At 70.6% G+C, this 16,091-nt stretch carries 13 protein-coding genes; 10 read left to right on the forward strand and 3 right to left on the reverse strand.

Features of this window, described 5'->3' with window-relative positions:
* Positions 1-32 precede the first annotated feature (32 nt).
* Genes hutH through hutG form a run of 8 tightly spaced genes read left to right on the forward strand, consistent with a single transcriptional unit; the run spans position 33 to position 10,102 of the window.
* Positions 33-1,604, forward strand: a complete 1,572-nt coding sequence (hutH, locus tag AAN986_RS00760) for a histidine ammonia-lyase (RefSeq protein WP_046240484.1) — start codon at positions 33-35, stop codon at positions 1,602-1,604.
* 39 nt (positions 1,605-1,643) lie between these two features.
* The gene (hutU, locus tag AAN986_RS00765) at positions 1,644-3,377 is read left to right on the forward strand and encodes a urocanate hydratase (RefSeq protein WP_016447381.1); all 1,734 of its coding nucleotides are present in this window, start codon (positions 1,644-1,646) and stop codon (positions 3,375-3,377) included.
* A gap of 23 nt (positions 3,378-3,400) precedes the next feature.
* A complete protein-coding gene (locus tag AAN986_RS00770; protein WP_016452222.1) occupies positions 3,401-3,961 on the forward strand; it encodes a HutD family protein in 561 nt (186 codons plus the stop codon).
* 29 nt (positions 3,962-3,990) lie between these two features.
* On the forward strand, positions 3,991-5,286 hold the full coding sequence (gene hutI, locus AAN986_RS00775; protein WP_047217589.1) for an imidazolonepropionase: 1,296 nt from the start codon (positions 3,991-3,993) through the stop codon (positions 5,284-5,286).
* Between the two features lie 10 nt (positions 5,287-5,296).
* Complete coding sequence (locus AAN986_RS00780; protein ID WP_017407628.1) at positions 5,297-6,685, forward strand: FAD-binding oxidoreductase; 1,389 nt, start codon at positions 5,297-5,299, stop codon at positions 6,683-6,685.
* A complete protein-coding gene (locus AAN986_RS00785) occupies positions 6,682-7,827 on the forward strand; it encodes a histidinol-phosphate transaminase (protein WP_349335548.1) in 1,146 nt (381 codons plus the stop codon). The genes AAN986_RS00780 and AAN986_RS00785 overlap by 4 nt, the downstream gene beginning before the upstream one ends.
* Positions 7,824-9,224: a formimidoylglutamate deiminase gene (locus AAN986_RS00790; RefSeq protein WP_047217591.1), complete on the forward strand. Its 1,401-nt coding sequence runs from the start codon at positions 7,824-7,826 to the stop codon at positions 9,222-9,224. Before AAN986_RS00785 ends, AAN986_RS00790 begins: the two co-directional genes overlap by 4 nt.
* Positions 9,225-9,280: 56 nt before the next feature.
* Positions 9,281-10,102: an N-formylglutamate deformylase gene (gene hutG / locus AAN986_RS00795; protein ID WP_241150329.1), complete on the forward strand. Its 822-nt coding sequence runs from the start codon at positions 9,281-9,283 to the stop codon at positions 10,100-10,102.
* Here hutG and soxR read toward each other — a convergent pair whose 3' ends face one another.
* Positions 10,103-10,606: a redox-sensitive transcriptional activator SoxR gene (gene soxR / locus AAN986_RS00800; protein ID WP_012202096.1), complete on the reverse strand. Its 504-nt coding sequence runs from the start codon at positions 10,604-10,606 to the stop codon at positions 10,103-10,105.
* 224 nt (positions 10,607-10,830) lie between these two features.
* On the opposite strand from soxR, the gene AAN986_RS00805 reads away from it, so the two are divergent.
* Positions 10,831-11,214: a hypothetical protein gene (locus tag AAN986_RS00805; protein ID WP_016447388.1), complete on the forward strand. Its 384-nt coding sequence runs from the start codon at positions 10,831-10,833 to the stop codon at positions 11,212-11,214.
* Between the two features lie 31 nt (positions 11,215-11,245).
* Positions 11,246-12,058: a helix-turn-helix transcriptional regulator gene (locus AAN986_RS00810; protein WP_016447389.1), complete on the forward strand. Its 813-nt coding sequence runs from the start codon at positions 11,246-11,248 to the stop codon at positions 12,056-12,058.
* 3 nt (positions 12,059-12,061) lie between these two features.
* On the opposite strand, the gene AAN986_RS00815 is transcribed toward AAN986_RS00810, so the two are convergent.
* Together AAN986_RS00815 and AAN986_RS00820 are read right to left on the reverse strand one after the other, a co-directional pair.
* A complete protein-coding gene (locus AAN986_RS00815; RefSeq protein ID WP_047217593.1) occupies positions 12,062-14,053 on the reverse strand; it encodes a reverse transcriptase family protein in 1,992 nt (663 codons plus the stop codon).
* Positions 14,054-14,360: 307 nt separating this feature from the next.
* Positions 14,361-16,091, reverse strand: coding sequence for an SWIM zinc finger family protein (locus AAN986_RS00820; protein ID WP_047217594.1), 1,731 nt, complete (start codon positions 16,089-16,091; stop codon positions 14,361-14,363).

The following is a 16,091-nucleotide window of genomic DNA, read 5'->3' on the forward strand; positions in this document are numbered from 1 at the left end:
CACATCCTTCCAGACACCGACAGGGCATCACCATGAACACCATCACGACTCCCGGCCTCACCTCCCGTCCCGGCACCGCGCTGACGCTGCAGCCCGGCCAAGTCACCCTGGCCCAGCTGCGGGCCATACAGCAGGGCGGCGTGCGCCTGTCCATGGCGGCGCCCGCCTACGAGCGCATGCGCGCCGCCCAGGCCCATGTGCAGCACATCGTGGATGAGGACCAGGTCGTCTATGGCATCAACACCGGCTTCGGCAAGCTGGCCTCCACCAAGATCGCCCATGACCGCCTGGCCGAACTGCAGCGCAACCTGGTGCTGTCGCACAGCGTGGGCACGGGCGAGCCGCTGCCCGACGCCGTGGTGCGCCTGGTGCTGGCCACCAAGGCCGTGAGCCTGGCGCGCGGCCACTCGGGCGTGCGCCCCGAGCTGGTGGACGCGCTGCTGGCCCTGGCCAACGCCGACGTGCTGCCCGTGATCCCCGCCAAGGGCTCGGTGGGCGCCTCCGGCGACCTGGCGCCGCTGTCGCACCTGGCCTGCGTGCTGATCGGCGAAGGCCAGGCCAAGATCGACGGACAGGTGGTGTCCGGCGCCGAGGCCATGCGCCACGTGGGCCTGGAGCCCTTCGTGCTCGGCCCCAAGGAAGGGCTGGCCCTGCTCAACGGCACCCAGGTGTCCACGGCCCTGGCCCTGGTGGGCCTGTTCCAGGGCGAGAGCGTGTTCGCGGCCGGCCTGGTGGCGGGCTGCCTGACGCTGGAGGCCATCAAGGGCTCGGTCAAGCCGTTCGACGCCCGCATCCACGAGGCGCGCGGCCAGCTTGGCCAGATCGCCGTGGCCGCCGCCGTGCGCGAGCTGCTGGACGGCAGCGCTATCGACACCTCCCACCCCCACTGCGGCCGCGTGCAGGACCCGTACTCCATCCGCTGCGTGCCCCAGGTCATGGGCGCCTGCCTGGACAACCTCAGCCATGCGGCCCGCGTGCTGGTGATCGAGGCCAACGCCGCCTCGGACAACCCGCTGGTCTTCGACAACGGCGACGTGATCTCGGGCGGCAACTTCCATGCCGAGCCCGTGGCCTTCGCGGCCGACATCATCGCCCTGGCCCTGGCCGAGATCGGCGCCATCTCCGAGCGCCGCATGGCCCTGCTGCTGGACACCGGCCTGTCGGGCCTGCCGGCCTTCCTGATTGCCGACAGCGGCGTGAACTCGGGCTTCATGATCGCCCAGGTCACGGCCGCCGCCCTGGCTGCCGAGAACCAGTGCCTGGCTCATCCCAGCAGCGTCACCAGCCTGCCCACCTCGGCCAACCAGGAAGACCATGTCTCCATGGCCACCTACGGCGCGCGGCGCCTGGGCGAGATGGCGCGCAACACCGCCGTCATCGTGGGCGTGGAAGCCATGGCCGCCGCCCAGGGCATGGACTTCGACCGCAGCCTGAGCAGCTCCGAACTGATCGAGGCGCAGTACGCGCTGATCCGCAGCCAGGTTCCGCACCTGGACCGTGACCGCTACCTGGCACCCGACATCGAAACCATGCGCCAGTGGGCGCTTGCCACGGACTGGCCCCAGGCCATCGTCCGCCACCTGCCCAGCCACCAGGCTGCCTGAACCCCGCAACCGCTCACCCTACGCACCCAGGAGATCGCCATGAACGCCAACGACGCCATCCTCAACGCCAACGCTGCCACGGCTGCCACCAATCCCCGCTATGACGCCAGCCGCGTCATCCGCGCCCCGCGCGGCAGCGAACTGCACTGCAAGAACTGGCTGGCCGAGGCCGCCTACCGCATGCTGCAGAACAACCTGGACCCCGACGTGGCCGAGAACCCCAAGGCCCTGGTGGTCTACGGCGGCATCGGCCGCGCGGCGCGCAACTGGGAGTGCTATGACCAGATCCTGGAGTCGCTGAAAAAGCTGGAGGCCGACGAGTCGCTGCTGATCCAGTCGGGTAAGCCCGTGGGCGTGTTCAAGACGCACGAGAACGCACCGCGCGTGCTGCTGGCCAACTCCAACCTCGTTCCCCAGTGGGCGAATTGGGAGCACTTCAACGAGCTCGACCAGAAGGGCCTGTTCATGTACGGCCAGATGACGGCCGGCAGCTGGATCTACATCGGTGCCCAGGGCATCGTGCAGGGCACGTTCGAGACCTTCGTCGAGGCCGGTCGCCAGCACTACAACAACGACCTCACGGGCAAGTGGATCCTCACGGCGGGCCTGGGCGGCATGGGCGGTGCCCAGCCGCTGGCCGGCGTGCTGGCCGGCGCCTGCGTGCTGGCCATCGAATGCCAGCAAAGCAGCATCGACTTCCGCCTGCGCACACGCTACCTGGACAAGCAGGCGCGCGACATCGACCACGCGCTGGAGCTCATCGCCCAGCACACGGCTGCGGGCGAGGCCATCTCCATCGGCCTGCTGGGCAATGCCGCCGAAATCCTGCCCGAGCTGGTGCGCCGCGCAAAGGCCGGCGGCGCCCGCCCCGACATCGTGACCGACCAAACCTCCGCCCATGACCTGATCAACGGCTACCTGCCCGTGGGCTGGACCGTGGACGAGTGGCGTGCCGCCGCGGCCGACCCGTCGCGCCATGCCCAGCTCAAGGCCGCCGCCGCCCAGGGCTGCGCCCAGCACGTGCAGGCCATGCTGGACTTCCAGGCCATGGGTATTCCCACGGTGGACTACGGCAACAACATCCGCCAGGTGGCCCTGGACCAGGGCGTGAAGAACGCCTTCGACTTCCCCGGCTTCGTGCCCGCCTACATCCGGCCGCTGTTTTGCGAGGGCAAGGGCCCGTTCCGCTGGGTGGCCCTGTCCGGCGACCCCGAGGACATCTACAAGACCGACGCCAAGATCAAGGAACTGTTCCCCGACAACAAGCACACCCACCGCTGGCTGGACATGGCGCGCGAGCGCATCAGCTTCCAGGGCCTGCCCGCGCGCATCTGCTGGCTGGGACTGGGCGAGCGCCACAAGGCGGCCCTGGCCTTCAACGAGATGGTGAAGAACGGCGAACTCAAGGCCCCCATCGTGATCGGCCGCGACCACCTGGACTGCGGCTCGGTGGCCAGCCCCAACCGCGAGACCGAATCCATGAAGGACGGCACGGACGCCGTCAGCGACTGGCCGCTGCTCAACGCCCTGCTCAACACTGCAGGCGGCGCCACCTGGGTCAGCCTGCACCACGGCGGCGGCGTGGGCATGGGCTACTCCCAGCATGCGGGCGTGGTCATCGTGGCCGATGGCACGGACGAGGCCGCCGCCCGCCTGGGCCGCGTGCTCTGGAACGATCCGGCCACCGGCGTGATGCGCCATGCGGATGCGGGCTACGACATTGCCGTGGCGGCCGCCAAGCGCCATCAGCTGAACCTGCCCATGGTCAAGTGAGCCGCTTGCAGGACACCACGGCCATGCAGCGTTTCGACCTGAACCAGATCGCCGCCAGCCCCTGGAAGAACGGGGGCGGCAGCACGCGCGAGATCGCCTGCTGGCCGCCCGGGGCCGGCATGGAGGCCTTTGGCTGGCGCATCAGCGTGGCCACCATTGACCAGCCCGGCCCGTTCTCGGCCTTTGCGGGCGTGGACCGGCAGATCATGCTGCTCGATGGCGACGGCGTGCACCTGCGCGGCGAAGGCATCGACCATGTGCTGGACGCGCGCTGGCAGCCGTTTGCCTTCTCCGGCGATGTGGCGCTGGGCTGCTCGCTGCTGGGCGGCACTTCCACCGACTTCAACGTGATGGCGCGGCGCGGCCGGTGGCGGGCGCAGGTCCAGGTGCTGGACAGCGCTGCCGACGCCGGCCGCGCCGACGCCGGCCTGTGCATGGTGCTGCAGGGCGACTGGCAGGCGGATGGCGCTGCGCTCATCCCCGGCCAGGGCCTGTGGTGGAGCGCGCAGCAGCCCGACCCGCAGCAGCTGGTGCCGCAGACCGACGACGCGCGGCTGGTGCAGGTGCTGCTGCAAGCCTGCTGACGACCCACGACATCCAAGGAATCACCTCCATGACCGAGCCCCACGCACCCGCTTCTGCATCCGCTTCCGCACTCGCTCCATCCTCCTCGGCCGACGGCTGCTGGCAGAACCTGCGCCTGGCGCCTGACATGTTCGAGGCCGGCCAGGCCGTGGGTGATGGCGAGGATGCCTGCATCGTGGTGCAGCAGGGCCGCGTGGCCTGGGTGGGGCCGCAGCAGGCCCTGCCGCCCGCATATGCGTCCCTGCCGCGCCATGACGGCCAGGGCATGCTGGCCACGCCGGGCCTGGTCGATTGCCACACCCACCTGGTCTATGGCGGCGAGCGCGCCAACGAATTCGCCATGCGCCTGGACGGCGCCAGCTACGAGGAAGTGGCACGCGCCGGCGGCGGCATCGTCTCCAGCGTGCGTGCCACGCGCGAGGCCAGCGAGGACGAGCTGTTCGCCCAGGCCCTGCCGCGCCTGCAGCAGCTGCTGGACGAGGGCGTCTGCGCCATCGAGATCAAGTCGGGCTACGGCCTGGCGCTGGAGCACGAGCGCAAGCAGCTGCGCGTGGCCCGGCGCCTGGGCCAGGCCCTGGGCGTGACCGTGCGCACCACCTTCCTGGGCGCGCATGCGCTGCCGCCCGAGTACGCAGGGCGCAGCCAGGACTACATCGACCTCGTCGCCGGCACCATGCTGCCCGCGCTGGCGGCCGAGGGCCTGGTCGATGCGGTCGATGTGTTCTGCGAGCGCATCGCCTTCTCGCTGGCCGAGACCGAGCAGGTCTTCCAGGCCGCACGCCGCCTGGGCCTGCCCGTCAAGCTGCATGCCGAGCAGCTGTCGAACATGGAGGGGGCGGCCCTCGCGGCCCGCTATGGCGCGCTGTCCTGCGACCACATCGAGCACCTGTCGGAAGCAGGTATCGCCGCCATGCGCGGCGCGGGTTCCGTGGCCGTGCTGCTGCCCGGCGCCTACTACACGCTGCGTGACACCCACATGCCGCCCATCGCGGGCCTGCGCGCCGCGGGCGTTCCCATGGCCGTCTCTACCGATCACAATCCGGGCACCTCCCCCTGCCTGAGCCTTTTGCTCATGGCCAACATGGCCTGCACCCTGTTCCGGCTCACCGTGCCCGAGGCCCTGGCGGGCATCACCCGCCATGCCGCGCGCGCCCTGGGCCTGCAGGACGAGCATGGCCTGATCGCGGCCGGCCGTCCCGCCCACTTCGTGCTCTGGCCCGTGCGCCATGCGGCCGAGCTGGCCTACTGGTTCGGCAGCAAGCCTGACTGCACCATCGTGCGCCAGGGCCGCATCGTGCGGACCCGCGGGCAGGGGAGCCACTGAAAGCCTGCTCATGCCCCATGCACTGTTTCTCGATGAATTGATTTCCACCCTGGGCGCCGAAGTGGCGCAGCGCGGCGACGATGTGCCCGCGCGCTACCACACCGACTGGAGCGGCACGCCGCCCCAGCGCCCGCTGGCCCTGGTGCGCCCGCGCAGCACCGACGAGGTCAGCGCGCTCATGCGCCTGTGCACGGCCCACCGCGTGCCTGTCGTGCCCCAGGGCGGGCTCACGGGCCTGGCCGGTGCGGCCGTGCCCGTGCCGGGTGCGGTGGCCGTCTCCATGGAGCGCATGAATGCCATCGAGGACGTGAACGCGCGCACCGCGCTGATGACCGTGCAGGCCGGCGCCACGCTGCAGGCCGTGCAGGAGGCGGCCGTGGCCGCAGGCATGGTCTTCGGCGTGGACCTGGGCGCGCGCGGCAGCTGCCAGATCGGCGGCAACGTGGCCACCAATGCGGGCGGCAACGGCGTGCTGCAGCACGGCATGATGCGCGAGCAGGTGCTGGGCCTGGAGGTGGTGCTGGCCGACGGCACGGTGCTGCCCATGCTGCGCCCCATGCTCAAGAACAACACGGGCTACGACCTCAAGCAGTTCTTCATCGGCTCGGAGGGCACGCTGGGCATCGTCACGCGCGTGCTGCTGCGCCTGCGCCCCGCGCCCCAGGCCCGCGCCACGGCCCTGGTGGCCGTGCCGGACTTCGATGCGGCGCTGTCCGTGCTCGCGCGCATGCAATCGCGCTTTGGCAACGGCGTGGCGGCCTTCGAGCTGATGTGGGACAGCTTCATCCAGGCCTCCATCCGCTGGCAGAAGCTGCAGCCGCCCTTTGGCCAGGCGCATGCGCTGCTGGCCCTGATCGATGTGGACGGCAAGGACGAGGCCACGCTGCGCGCCGACGTGGAAGAGGCCCTGGGCGAGGCCATGGAGGCCGGCGAGGTGGCCGATGCCGTCATCGCCCAGTCCGTGGCCCAGGCGCGCCAGCTGTGGAAGCTGCGCGAGGCGCCGGCCGAGCTCAACACGAACATGCATCCGCCCGTCAACTTCGACGTCAGCCTGCCCCAGGCCGACATCGGCCGCTTTGCCGATGCCTGCCGCGCCGCGTTCGACGCGCGCTGGCCCGGCCACCACACGCTGTTCTTCGGCCATGTGGGCGACGGCAACCTGCATGTCTCGGTGGACGGTGCCACCGCCAACGGCGACTGCGAAGGCGTCGAGGCCGCGCTGTACCACCTGGTCGGCGAGTTCGGCGGCAGCGTCTCGGCCGAGCACGGCATCGGCCTGCACAAGAAGCCCTATCTCGGCGCCAGCCGCACCCCGGCCGAACTGGCCGTCATGCGCGCCATCAAGCAGGCGCTGGACCCCCTGCATCTGTTCAACCCCGGCAAGGTATTCGACCTATGAACGCTCCCGCCCTCCACGCGATCCACACCCTGGCACGCCCCGAAGTGCCGCCGCTGCCGCCCTACAACGCAGGCCTGTCCTCCGAGGCCGTGCGGGCGCGCTACGGCGTCACCGAGATCGCGCGGCTGGCGAGCAACGAGAACCCCTTTGGCGCCAGCCCCGCCGTGGCCCGCGCCCTGGCCGACCTGGCCCTGCACGTGGGCACCTATCCCGATGCGCAATGCACGCCGGTGCGCGCGGCCATCGCCGCGCGCACCGGCGTGCCGGCCGAGGCCATTGCCGTGGGCAACGGCTCCGAGGACATCCTGCAGATGCTGTGCCAGGCGTTTCTCTCGCCCGGCGACCGCGTGCTCACCCAGCGCCCGGCCTTCGGCCTGCACGAGATCTACCCGCGCATGATGGGCGCCCGCGTCGAGCTGCTGGAGCTGACGCCCGCGCTGGACTTCGACGTCGATGCCTGGTGCCAGGCGCTGGCGCGCGGTCCCAAGATCGCCATGCTGGCCAATCCCTCCAATCCCGTGGGCTGCATGTTCAGCGCCCGCGATTTCGCGCGCCTGCTGGACGCCACGCCGCCGCAGACCCTGCTGGTGGTGGACGAGGCCTACTACGAGTACGCCCTGCACGCCGACGACTACCCCGACGTGCTGGCCCTGCTGCGCGGCCGCGCCATGCCCTGGATCGTGCTGCGCACCTTCTCCAAGGCCTGGGGCCTGGCGGGCCTGCGCGTGGGCTACGGCCTGGCCAGCGACGCGGCCCTGGTGCAACTGCTGGACCGCGTGCGCACGCCCTTCAACGTCAACCAGGCCGCCCAGGCGGCGGCGCTGGCGGCCTGGGGCGACGAGGACTTCATGCAGCGCGGCGTGGCCGAGACCGTGCGCCTGCGCGATGTGCTGGCGCAGCGGCTGGCCGCCCTGCCTGCACTGCCCGCACTTCGGATAGCGCCTTCGGCCGCCAACTTCCTGTTCATCGACATCGGCCGCCCCAACGGCCCCGTGAACGAGGCGCTGCTGGCCCGGGGCCTGATCGTCAAGCCCTGGAAGGAGCCGGGCTTCGAGCACTTCATCCGCGTCTCCGTGGGCACGGAGGCCGACAACGAACGCTTCGTGCGCGCGCTGGCCGAGATCCTGGAGGCCGGGCAATGAGCGGCATCGACCCGACACCCGACAGCCGCACGCTGTTCGCCGAGCATGCGCTGCTGCCCACGGGCTGGGCGCGCAATGTGCTGCTGCGCTGGGATGGCGCAGGGCGCCTGCTGGCCGTACAGGCCGACGCCCCGCCCGGCAGCGCGCCGCGCGCGCCCGGCCCCGTGCTGCCCGGCATGCCCAACCTGCACTCGCATGCCTTCCAGCGCGCCTTTGCGGGCCTGACCGAATACCGCGCCGAGGCCCAGGACAGCTTCTGGAGCTGGCGCGACCTAATGTACCGCTTTGCCGCGCGCATCACGCCCGAGTCGCTGGAGGCCATCGCCACCTGGCTGTACGTGGAGATGCTGGAGGCCGGCTACACCTCGGTCTGCGAATTCCACTACGTGCACCACGACCGGGATGGCCGGCCTTATGCCGACGACGCCACGCTGTCCCTGGCCCTGCTGCGCGCCGCGCGCAAGGCCGGCATGGGCATCACCCTGCTGCCCGTGCTCTACCAGACCAGCGGCTTCGGCGGCAAGCCGCCGCGCGCCGACCAGGCGCGCTTCATCCGCAGCACCGACAACATGCTGGCCCTGCTGCAGCGCCTGCTGCCCGAGGCGCGCGCACAAGGCGCGGCCCTGGGCCTGGCGCCCCACTCGCTGCGCGCCGTGCCGCCCGACAGCCTGCGCGTGGCCGTGGAGGGCCTGACGGCGCTGGACGCGCGCGCGCCCCTCCACATCCACATTGCCGAGCAGACCCAGGAGGTGGACGACTGCCTGGCCTGGAGCGGCCAGCGCCCCGTGCAATGGCTGCTGGAGCATGCCCCCGTGGACGCGCGCTGGTGCCTGGTCCACGCCACCCACATGACGCCCGGTGAATACGCGGGCGCCGCGCGCAGCGGCGCCGTGGCCGGCATCTGCCCCACCACCGAGGCCAACCTGGGCGATGGCATCTTCGACATGCCGCAATGGCTGGGCCATGGCGGCGCCTGGGGCGTGGGCTCGGACAGCCATGCCTGCGTCAACGCGGCCGAGGAACTGCTGATGCTCGAATACAGCCAGCGCCTGTCGCTGCGCCAGCGCAATGTGCTGGCCGGCCCCGACCCGCAGGTGGGCACCGCGCTGTGGACCGCTGCCGTGCAGGGCGGTGCCCAGGCCGCAGGCCGCCCCGTGGCCGGGCTGGCCGTGGGCCAGCAGGCCGACTTCCTGGCGCTGGATGCAGGCCATGTGGCACTGGCCGGCCTGCCGGTGCAGGCCATGGTCTCGGCCCATGTCTTCGGCAGCCACCGCAGCAGCGCGCTGCACAGCCTGTGGGTGGGCGGCGAGCGCCGCGTGCAGGCCGGACGGCATGCTCTGCACGAGGCGGCAGCCCGCGGCTTTGTCGCGGCCCGCGCGGCCACCCTGCAATCCTGAGGCCCCCGCATGCCATGGGCCCGCGAAACCCGCCAGAAACGTTCCAGAATCACGCCATGACCGATACCGCTCCCCCTCCCTTCATCTTCCACCAGGGCACGGCGCCGCTGCTGATCTCCATGCCGCATGCGGGCACCCATGTGCCGCCCGACATCGCCGCGCGCCTGACCGAGGAAGCCCGCCACGTGCCCGACACCGACTGGCACCTGCCGCGCCTGTACGAGTTCGCCAGGGCCATGGGCGCCTCCATCCTCGTGGCCACGCATTCGCGCTATGTGGTGGACCTGAACCGTCCGCCCGATGGCGCCAGCCTCTACCCGGGCCAGAGCGTCACCGGCCTGTGCCCCGTGGACACCTTCGACGACACGCCGCTGTACGCCGACCCGGCCGATGTGCCCACGGACGCCGAAATCGCCGCGCGCCGCGAGGCCATCTGGGGCCCGTACCACGCACAGCTGCGCGCCGAGCTGGACCGCCTCAAGGCCGTGCACGGCACCGTGGCGCTGTGGGACGCGCACTCCATCCGCTCGGTGCTGCCGCGTTTCTTCGAAGGCAAGCTGCCCGACCTGAACCTGGGCACCGGCAAGGGCACGAGCTGCGCGCTGGAACTGGCCGAGCATCTGCTGGCCATTGCGCAGACCGCGCCGGGCCACACCGCCATACTCAACGGCCGCTTCACGGGCGGCTACATCACGCGCCACTACGGCCAGCCCGAGGCCGGCATCCACGCCGTGCAGCTGGAGATGACGCAGTGCAGCTACATGCAGGAAGCGCTGCCCTTCGACTACCTTCCCGAGCGCGCCGAACAGATCCAGCCCACGCTGCAGCGCATGCTGCAGGCCGTGCTGGACTTCGTCACGACACGGCGCGTGTCCTGATCAGCCTTCGTCGTGGCAGTGGCCCGGGCAGGGCCCGCCCATGGCCACGGGCGGCGGGTCGCCCAGCCAGCGGCGCGGCCCGGGGCCGTTCTGTGCGCACAGGTCGCCGGGGTTGTGCAGCACGCAGTGGCGCAGCGAGAGGCAGCCGCAGCCAATGCACTGGTCCAGGCTCTCGCTGAGCCGCTGCAGCTCGCCTATGCGGTCGTCCAGCCGCTGCTTCCAGACCCGCGACATCTTCTGCCAGTCCCCGCCCGTGGGGACATGGCGGCTGGGCAGCTTGGCCAGCTGCTCGGCGATCTCCTCCAGCGTGAAGCCGATGCGCTGGGCGAACACCACGAAGGCGATGCGCCGCAGCGACGAGCGGTGGTAGCGCCGGTGGCCGCTGGCGCTGCGCACGGACTCGATCAGGTTCAGCGACTCGTAAAAGCGCAGCGCCGAGGCCTTGACCCCGCTGCGCTGCGCCACGTCGCCGATGCTGAGCAGCGGATCATCCTCGGTTTTCATGGTGGCTTTCCTTCGTGGCTTGACTTCAAGTTCACTTGAACTCGAAGAATGCGGCCATTCTGAGCGAAAGCGCAGGAACAGGGCAACCGGGGCTTGTACCGCCCCTGCAGGCGTCCTGGCCGGACTGCGAAATTCTTTGGCCGAGTGCTGCAATGACGCAGCTGCCGTTCATTCATACAGTAATGGGTCTCATTTGTATTGAATGGCATCGGCCGGAGGTTTCCATGTACATCGACAGCAGCAGCTTTCCCCTGGTCCGCATGGGCTACGAGCGCGACAAGGCCGTGCCCGTGGACCGCTTGCTGGAGGACTTCTCGGCCCTGCTGGCCCGCGGCCAGGCCTTTGTCTTCTTCAGCGACGGCGACATGTCCCAGGAGGAGCGCTCGCCCGAGGAGCGCAAGCAGGTCGTGCTGTGGATGAAGGCCCGCCGCCCCGAGCTCAAAAGCCTGGTGCGCGCCCTTGTCCACGCCGAGCCCGATGCGCACAAGCGCGCCGAGGCCGAGGCCTTCGCACAGATGTTCGGCAAGGCCTGGGGCTATCCCATGCTGCTGGTGGCCTCCCCCGAGGAGGCGCAGCAGCGTGCACGGGAGCTGCTCGGGTCCGATTGATGACCGATTGACATGAACTGAGAGAAACACCATGAATGCCGTGGATTCCGCCCTGCTCAAAGTCCTGCCCGAGAGGTGGGATCCCGACCATGTGGACCGTCCCGTGATCGTCCTGCCGATGCGCTCGGGCCCGGGTGACTGGGCAATGGACTTCCATGCCCACCGCAAGAGCCAGCTCATGGTCACCAATGCGGGCCTGATCACGCTGGAGACCGAGGCCGGCGTCTGCGTGGTGCCGCCGCGCAGCGCCGCCTGGATTCCGGGCGGCACGCTGCACCGCGTCAGCTGCAGCGGTGCGGCCAGCGGCCATATCGTCTTTGTGGAATCCGGCGCGGCGCGCCCCGCGCCCGGCCCCTGCCATGCGCTGGCCGTCTCGCCCTTTCTGCATGCCCTGCTGGAGCGCGTGCAGGGCCTGCCGCAGGACTACGAGCCCGACAGCGGCGATGGCCGGCTCATGCAGGTCCTGCTCGATGAAATCCAGAACGCGCAGCCCGAGGGCCTGCACCTGCCCCTGCCGCGCGACCGCCGCCTGCGCCGCATGACCGGCGCCCTGTGCGAGCAGCCCCAGCTGCAGGCGCGGCTGGCCGACTGGGCCCAGCGCATCGGCATGAGCGAGCGCAGCATGACGCGGCTGTTCCTGGCCGAGACCGGCCTCACCGTCAACCAGTGGCGCCGCCAGCTGCATGTGCTCACCGCGCTGCAGCAGCTGTCCCAGGGGCTGCGCATCCAGACCGTGGCCGATGCCCTGGGATACGAAAGCGCACCGGCCTTCGTGACCATGTTCCGCAAGGCCGTGGGCACCTCGCCGCGCCGCTTTCTGGCACTGCGCAGCGCGGTGCGCTGATCGCTACGAAAGCCGCAATCCCAGGCCGACCAGCACGGCCACCACCATCGCCGCCCCGAAGACATCCCAGCGCTGGATGCGCCGGTACCTGAGGATGACGACCAGGACGATGCCGATCAGCGTGATCAGCCGGGCCTGGAACACGGTGCCCAGCAGGAAGCAGATCACGATCTGCGCCCAGTAGGTGAGCAGGCCGGCCATCGGCGGCCTTTTCGATGCGGGCGGATTCGGGTCCGGTGCGGCCGGTGATGGCGATGGCGCGGGCAGGGCGCTTGCGGCGCCGGGGGCAGGGCCAGCCGCCTGCCGGGCGGCCTGCCGTTCCTCCTGGCGCTGCTCGCGCCGCTGCTGGTCGGTCTTCTCCAGCACGGGCGCTGCAGGTGCGGCCGGCTGCCACCATGGCTTGCCGCTGGCCAGCGCAGGTGCCTGCCCGCCGGCTGCCAGGCGCCGGAACGTGGCGTTTGCGGGGGGCTTGGCGCGCGCGGCGGCGCGGTCCTGCCGGCTGGCCTCGAGCAGGGCGTCGTTCGCCCGGTCCACAGGGCTGCGCGTGAGCTGCCGGGCCTGTGCCAGCAGCGGCCCGCCCTGCACGGGATCGACCTGGTGGACGAACTGCGCCATTCCCAGCAACTGCGAGGCATGGGCCGGCTGGCCTTGCCAGTGGGGCGCCTGGGCAGGCTGGACAGATTGGCCTGGCAGGCCTGTCCCGGCCTGCGTGGCGCGGTGCAGGGCGGCGCGCAGGCGCCTGCGCGTCTGGCGCGATACGCCGGGCTTGTCCGCGTTCACCACCAGCCCCGTGACCTCCTGGCGGCGGCCCTTGCGCATCACGCGCTCCTTGTCGGGGTGGGGCGTGAAGCCTTCGTCGCGCAGTATCCAGCGCACGCGGCCCAGCAGCCGCCCCACGTTGTCGCGCGCGGCCTCGCCCGAGGCCGAGAAGGTCAGGTCGTCCGCATAGCGCGTGTACACAAAGCCCAGCTGCCTGGCCAGGCCCAGCAGGCGGCGGTCCAGGCGGCGGCACAGCAGGTTGGTGAGCATGGGGCTGGTGGGTGCGCCCTGGGGCAGCACGCGCTCGCGCGCCTTGCCGCCGACGAAGAGCTTTTCGCCATCCACCTGCCAGGCCTGGGCGCGGTTTTCGCTGCACAGCAGGGCCAGGAGGGTGGCCATGGCCTCGCCATAGCCCAGATGCCGGAACACGCCCTTGATGCGGCCGAAGGCAATGCTGGGAAAGAAGTCCTTCACGTCCAGGTTGATGACCACGTCGTGGCCCGCATGCGGCGCGGCATTGCTCACGATGGAGCGGCCGGCCAGGAAGCCGTGCGCGGCATCGTGCGCGGGCACCTTGGCGAGGATGTTGTCCAGCACCCAGTACTGCGCGCGCTTGAGGCGCGGCATGGGCGCGGAGATCAGCCGCTCGCCGCCGGTCTTCTTGGGCAGGGTGAACGAGTGGTAGTGGTGGGTGCGGGCCACCTCGCGGTGAAAGCCCAGGAAGCGCAGCTCGGCCACGGTGATGCCCATGGCCTGGGCGAGCTGGGCGGCATCGGCCAGCTGCGGCAGGCCGTGCCGGGCGAGCCGCTGCGGATCGGCCTGCCGGCGCTCCGTGCCATCCCGGGCGGCATCCTGCAGGGCCGCGGAGACGCCGGGACCCAGATAGCCCACGTGCGTGGACCGCCTGGCATGCCAGGCCAGCGCCTTGTCATGGCGTTCCTGGGCCTGGCGGCGTTTGGTTTCCTCGCGCTGGGCCAGCGCCTTTTGCATGCGCTCCTTGCGCATCTGGCGCAGTGCGCGCTCGGGGTTCTGGCGCACGGCGATCTGCTGGCGCAGCTCGGCCAGCTCGCGCTGCAGCTCGCCTTCGCGCTGGATGTGGGCGGCGGCCAGCTGCGGCTGTCCCTCGCCCTTGGGCCAGAAGCCCAGGCGCTGCATTTCCTCGAGGATGACTTCCTGTTTGCTGGAGGCCTTGATGCGCTCGTAGATCTCGGCGCGCGTGGGTTGCGGCTGGCTCATGCGGCAACCCCTGCAAGGCGGGCCCGGCCGGTGCGAGGCGGGCAAGAAGGTGGAGCGACGCGCTTCTCGTCGAAGAGCCCGCAGGGCTCACGGGACGGGAGCTGTTCGCTCGACGCCACCCCGCGACGGTATGCGTGTTTCGCTTGTAGCAAGCCACTCAGGAAAACGCATACCGTCGCTGGGGTGGCACAGTGAAAACGGCGCCCGTGGTGCATGAAACGGCAGTTCACAAGGGTGGCGAAACACCACCCGGGTTGCAAGAGCCTGCGCGTCGCTCCGCGTGGCAGTGTAGAGCAATTGAGGCGGTTCACGCGATTTCTCCTTGTCCTGCTGCGGCCGCCTGCTGCGGGCCTGCCGGCTGGCGTGCGGCATCGAGCTGGGCCTGCGCCACCAGGCGCAGCGCAATCATGTGCTCGCAGGGCCCCTGGCGCAGCCGGTGCTGCTGGTAGTGGTTGCAGCTGCAGCGCGCATCGGTCAGGCGCTCGTCCGCGTTGAGTTCGAGCTGGGTGTCGAACAGGCGCTTGCCGTCGGCGCGCGGTATCTGGCCGGTGATGCGGCTGAAGCCGTCCTTGCGGTCAATGCGCGGCGGGGCAATGGCCTTGCCGCGCACCAGGGCCAGCGCCTTGTCCTCCTCGGGGTTGGCGGGCTGCAATTGCTGCGCCGTCAGCGGCTCGCGCAGCAGCTCGCGCCAGGCGTAGCGCCCGGCGTCCAGGTCGTAGACGGCACGCCCGGCCTGCATCCAGCGCGTCATGGCCGTGTGCACCTGGGCCGGGGCCAGGCCCGTGGCCTGGGCCAGTTCCTGCGCGCCGGCCTGCCAGCACGACTGCAGTTGCCGGCCCACGGCCTCGACCTGGGCGGGCGTGACCTCGGCCTGCGGCGCCATCAGGTGAAAGCGCGCGCTGGCGGCCCAGTCGTTGGCGCTCCAGCCCGACAGGCCCAGCGTGACCGTGACCTGGCCCAGCTCCACCACCCAGAAGCTGGGCATGCCGCTGCCCAGCAGGTGCACGCGCACGCGCGTGGCCTGCGGGATCAGCCGCTCCAGCGTGAGCAGGCGCCGGCGCCCCCACAGGCGGATGGTGCCGCCGCCCGTGCCCAAGGCATCGCTGACGACGTGCGAGCGCCGGGTGGCCAGGCGTTCCTCCCAGGGCTCGAACACCACGGCGGGCGGCTGCCCCGGCGTCAGCTCGAAGCGCAGCGCGCGCGGGCCATGGCGCTCGCGCCGGGCACGTAGCTGCGCGCAGATGTTGAACAGGTCCATGGGGTGCAGTTCCACCACGGTGGCGGGCAGGGCCATGGCGCTGGAGACCTGCACGAAGCCGCGCAGCCAGCTGTCGGGCAGGTCGATCTTTTCCTCGCGCAGTGCCGGATCGGCGCCCACCTGCACGGCAAAGCCCGCCGGGTCCAGCGTCAGCCGCGTGTCCCGGTAGTTGCGGATCTTCTGGAATTCTTCGTAGAGGCTGGCCGAGTAATCGATGTTGGTGGTGCCGCAGATGCGCTCGCCCGCATGCTCGAAGGCCTCGTGCCGGATGCTGACCGCGCAGTAGCTGGACTCGTCCTGGCTGAAGGCCTCGAACAGCAGCCGGTCCGGGTGCACGGTGATCACGGGGTCCAGCACATACCAGGCATCGCGGTTGGCCACGAACAGCCAGTCGAAGTACTTGCGCTGGGCCTTGTAGAAGGGGGAGAGCACCTGGTTGCGGGTCTCGCGCAGGTCCTTGAGTTCGGCGCTGATTTCCCTGGCGCGCGCCTGGGCGCCGCCGGTGTCGGCCATGAAGCCGGCCAGCAGCTGGGACTCATGCTCCTGCAGCCATTCGCGGTAGGCCGTCTTGTCGCGGCCGCGCGTACGCATGTCGCTGACCACCACGCTGTGCAGCGCGCTGAGGCCTTCGCGCACCTGCAGGAAGGCCGGGCCGTCGCGCCGGAGCAGGCCGTCGAAGCGCGTGGGAGGCCGCAGCAGGTCGGGCGCGAAGGAAAACGCCTGTTGCGTGGCCGTGTCGCTGACCTGCGTGCTGCCGTAGTACTGATAGCGAAATTCCAT

The organism is Delftia sp. DS1230, assembly GCF_040112715.1.
Classification (GTDB): domain Bacteria; phylum Pseudomonadota; class Gammaproteobacteria; order Burkholderiales; family Burkholderiaceae_C; genus Comamonas; species Comamonas tsuruhatensis.

Bases quoted from the DNA above. Each gene is read 5' to 3' on its own strand.
- hutH (WP_046240484.1), top strand. From the start codon at position 33: ATGAACACCATCACGACTCCCGGCCTCACCTCCCGTCCCGGCACCGCG.
- hutU (WP_016447381.1), top strand. From the start codon at position 1,644: ATGAACGCCAACGACGCCATCCTCAACGCCAACGCTGCCACGGCTGCC.
- AAN986_RS00770 (WP_016452222.1), top strand. From the start codon at position 3,401: ATGCAGCGTTTCGACCTGAACCAGATCGCCGCCAGCCCCTGGAAGAAC.
- hutI (WP_047217589.1), top strand. From the start codon at position 3,991: ATGACCGAGCCCCACGCACCCGCTTCTGCATCCGCTTCCGCACTCGCT.
- AAN986_RS00780 (WP_017407628.1), top strand. From the start codon at position 5,297: ATGCCCCATGCACTGTTTCTCGATGAATTGATTTCCACCCTGGGCGCC.
- AAN986_RS00785 (WP_349335548.1), top strand. From the start codon at position 6,682: ATGAACGCTCCCGCCCTCCACGCGATCCACACCCTGGCACGCCCCGAA.
- AAN986_RS00790 (WP_047217591.1), top strand. From the start codon at position 7,824: ATGAGCGGCATCGACCCGACACCCGACAGCCGCACGCTGTTCGCCGAG.
- hutG (WP_241150329.1), top strand. From the start codon at position 9,281: ATGACCGATACCGCTCCCCCTCCCTTCATCTTCCACCAGGGCACGGCG.
- soxR (WP_012202096.1), bottom strand. From the start codon at position 10,606: ATGAAAACCGAGGATGATCCGCTGCTCAGCATCGGCGACGTGGCGCAG.
- AAN986_RS00805 (WP_016447388.1), top strand. From the start codon at position 10,831: ATGTACATCGACAGCAGCAGCTTTCCCCTGGTCCGCATGGGCTACGAG.
- AAN986_RS00810 (WP_016447389.1), top strand. From the start codon at position 11,246: ATGAATGCCGTGGATTCCGCCCTGCTCAAAGTCCTGCCCGAGAGGTGG.
- AAN986_RS00815 (WP_047217593.1), bottom strand. From the start codon at position 14,053: ATGAGCCAGCCGCAACCCACGCGCGCCGAGATCTACGAGCGCATCAAG.
- AAN986_RS00820 (WP_047217594.1), bottom strand. From the start codon at position 16,091: ATGGAATTTCGCTATCAGTACTACGGCAGCACGCAGGTCAGCGACACG.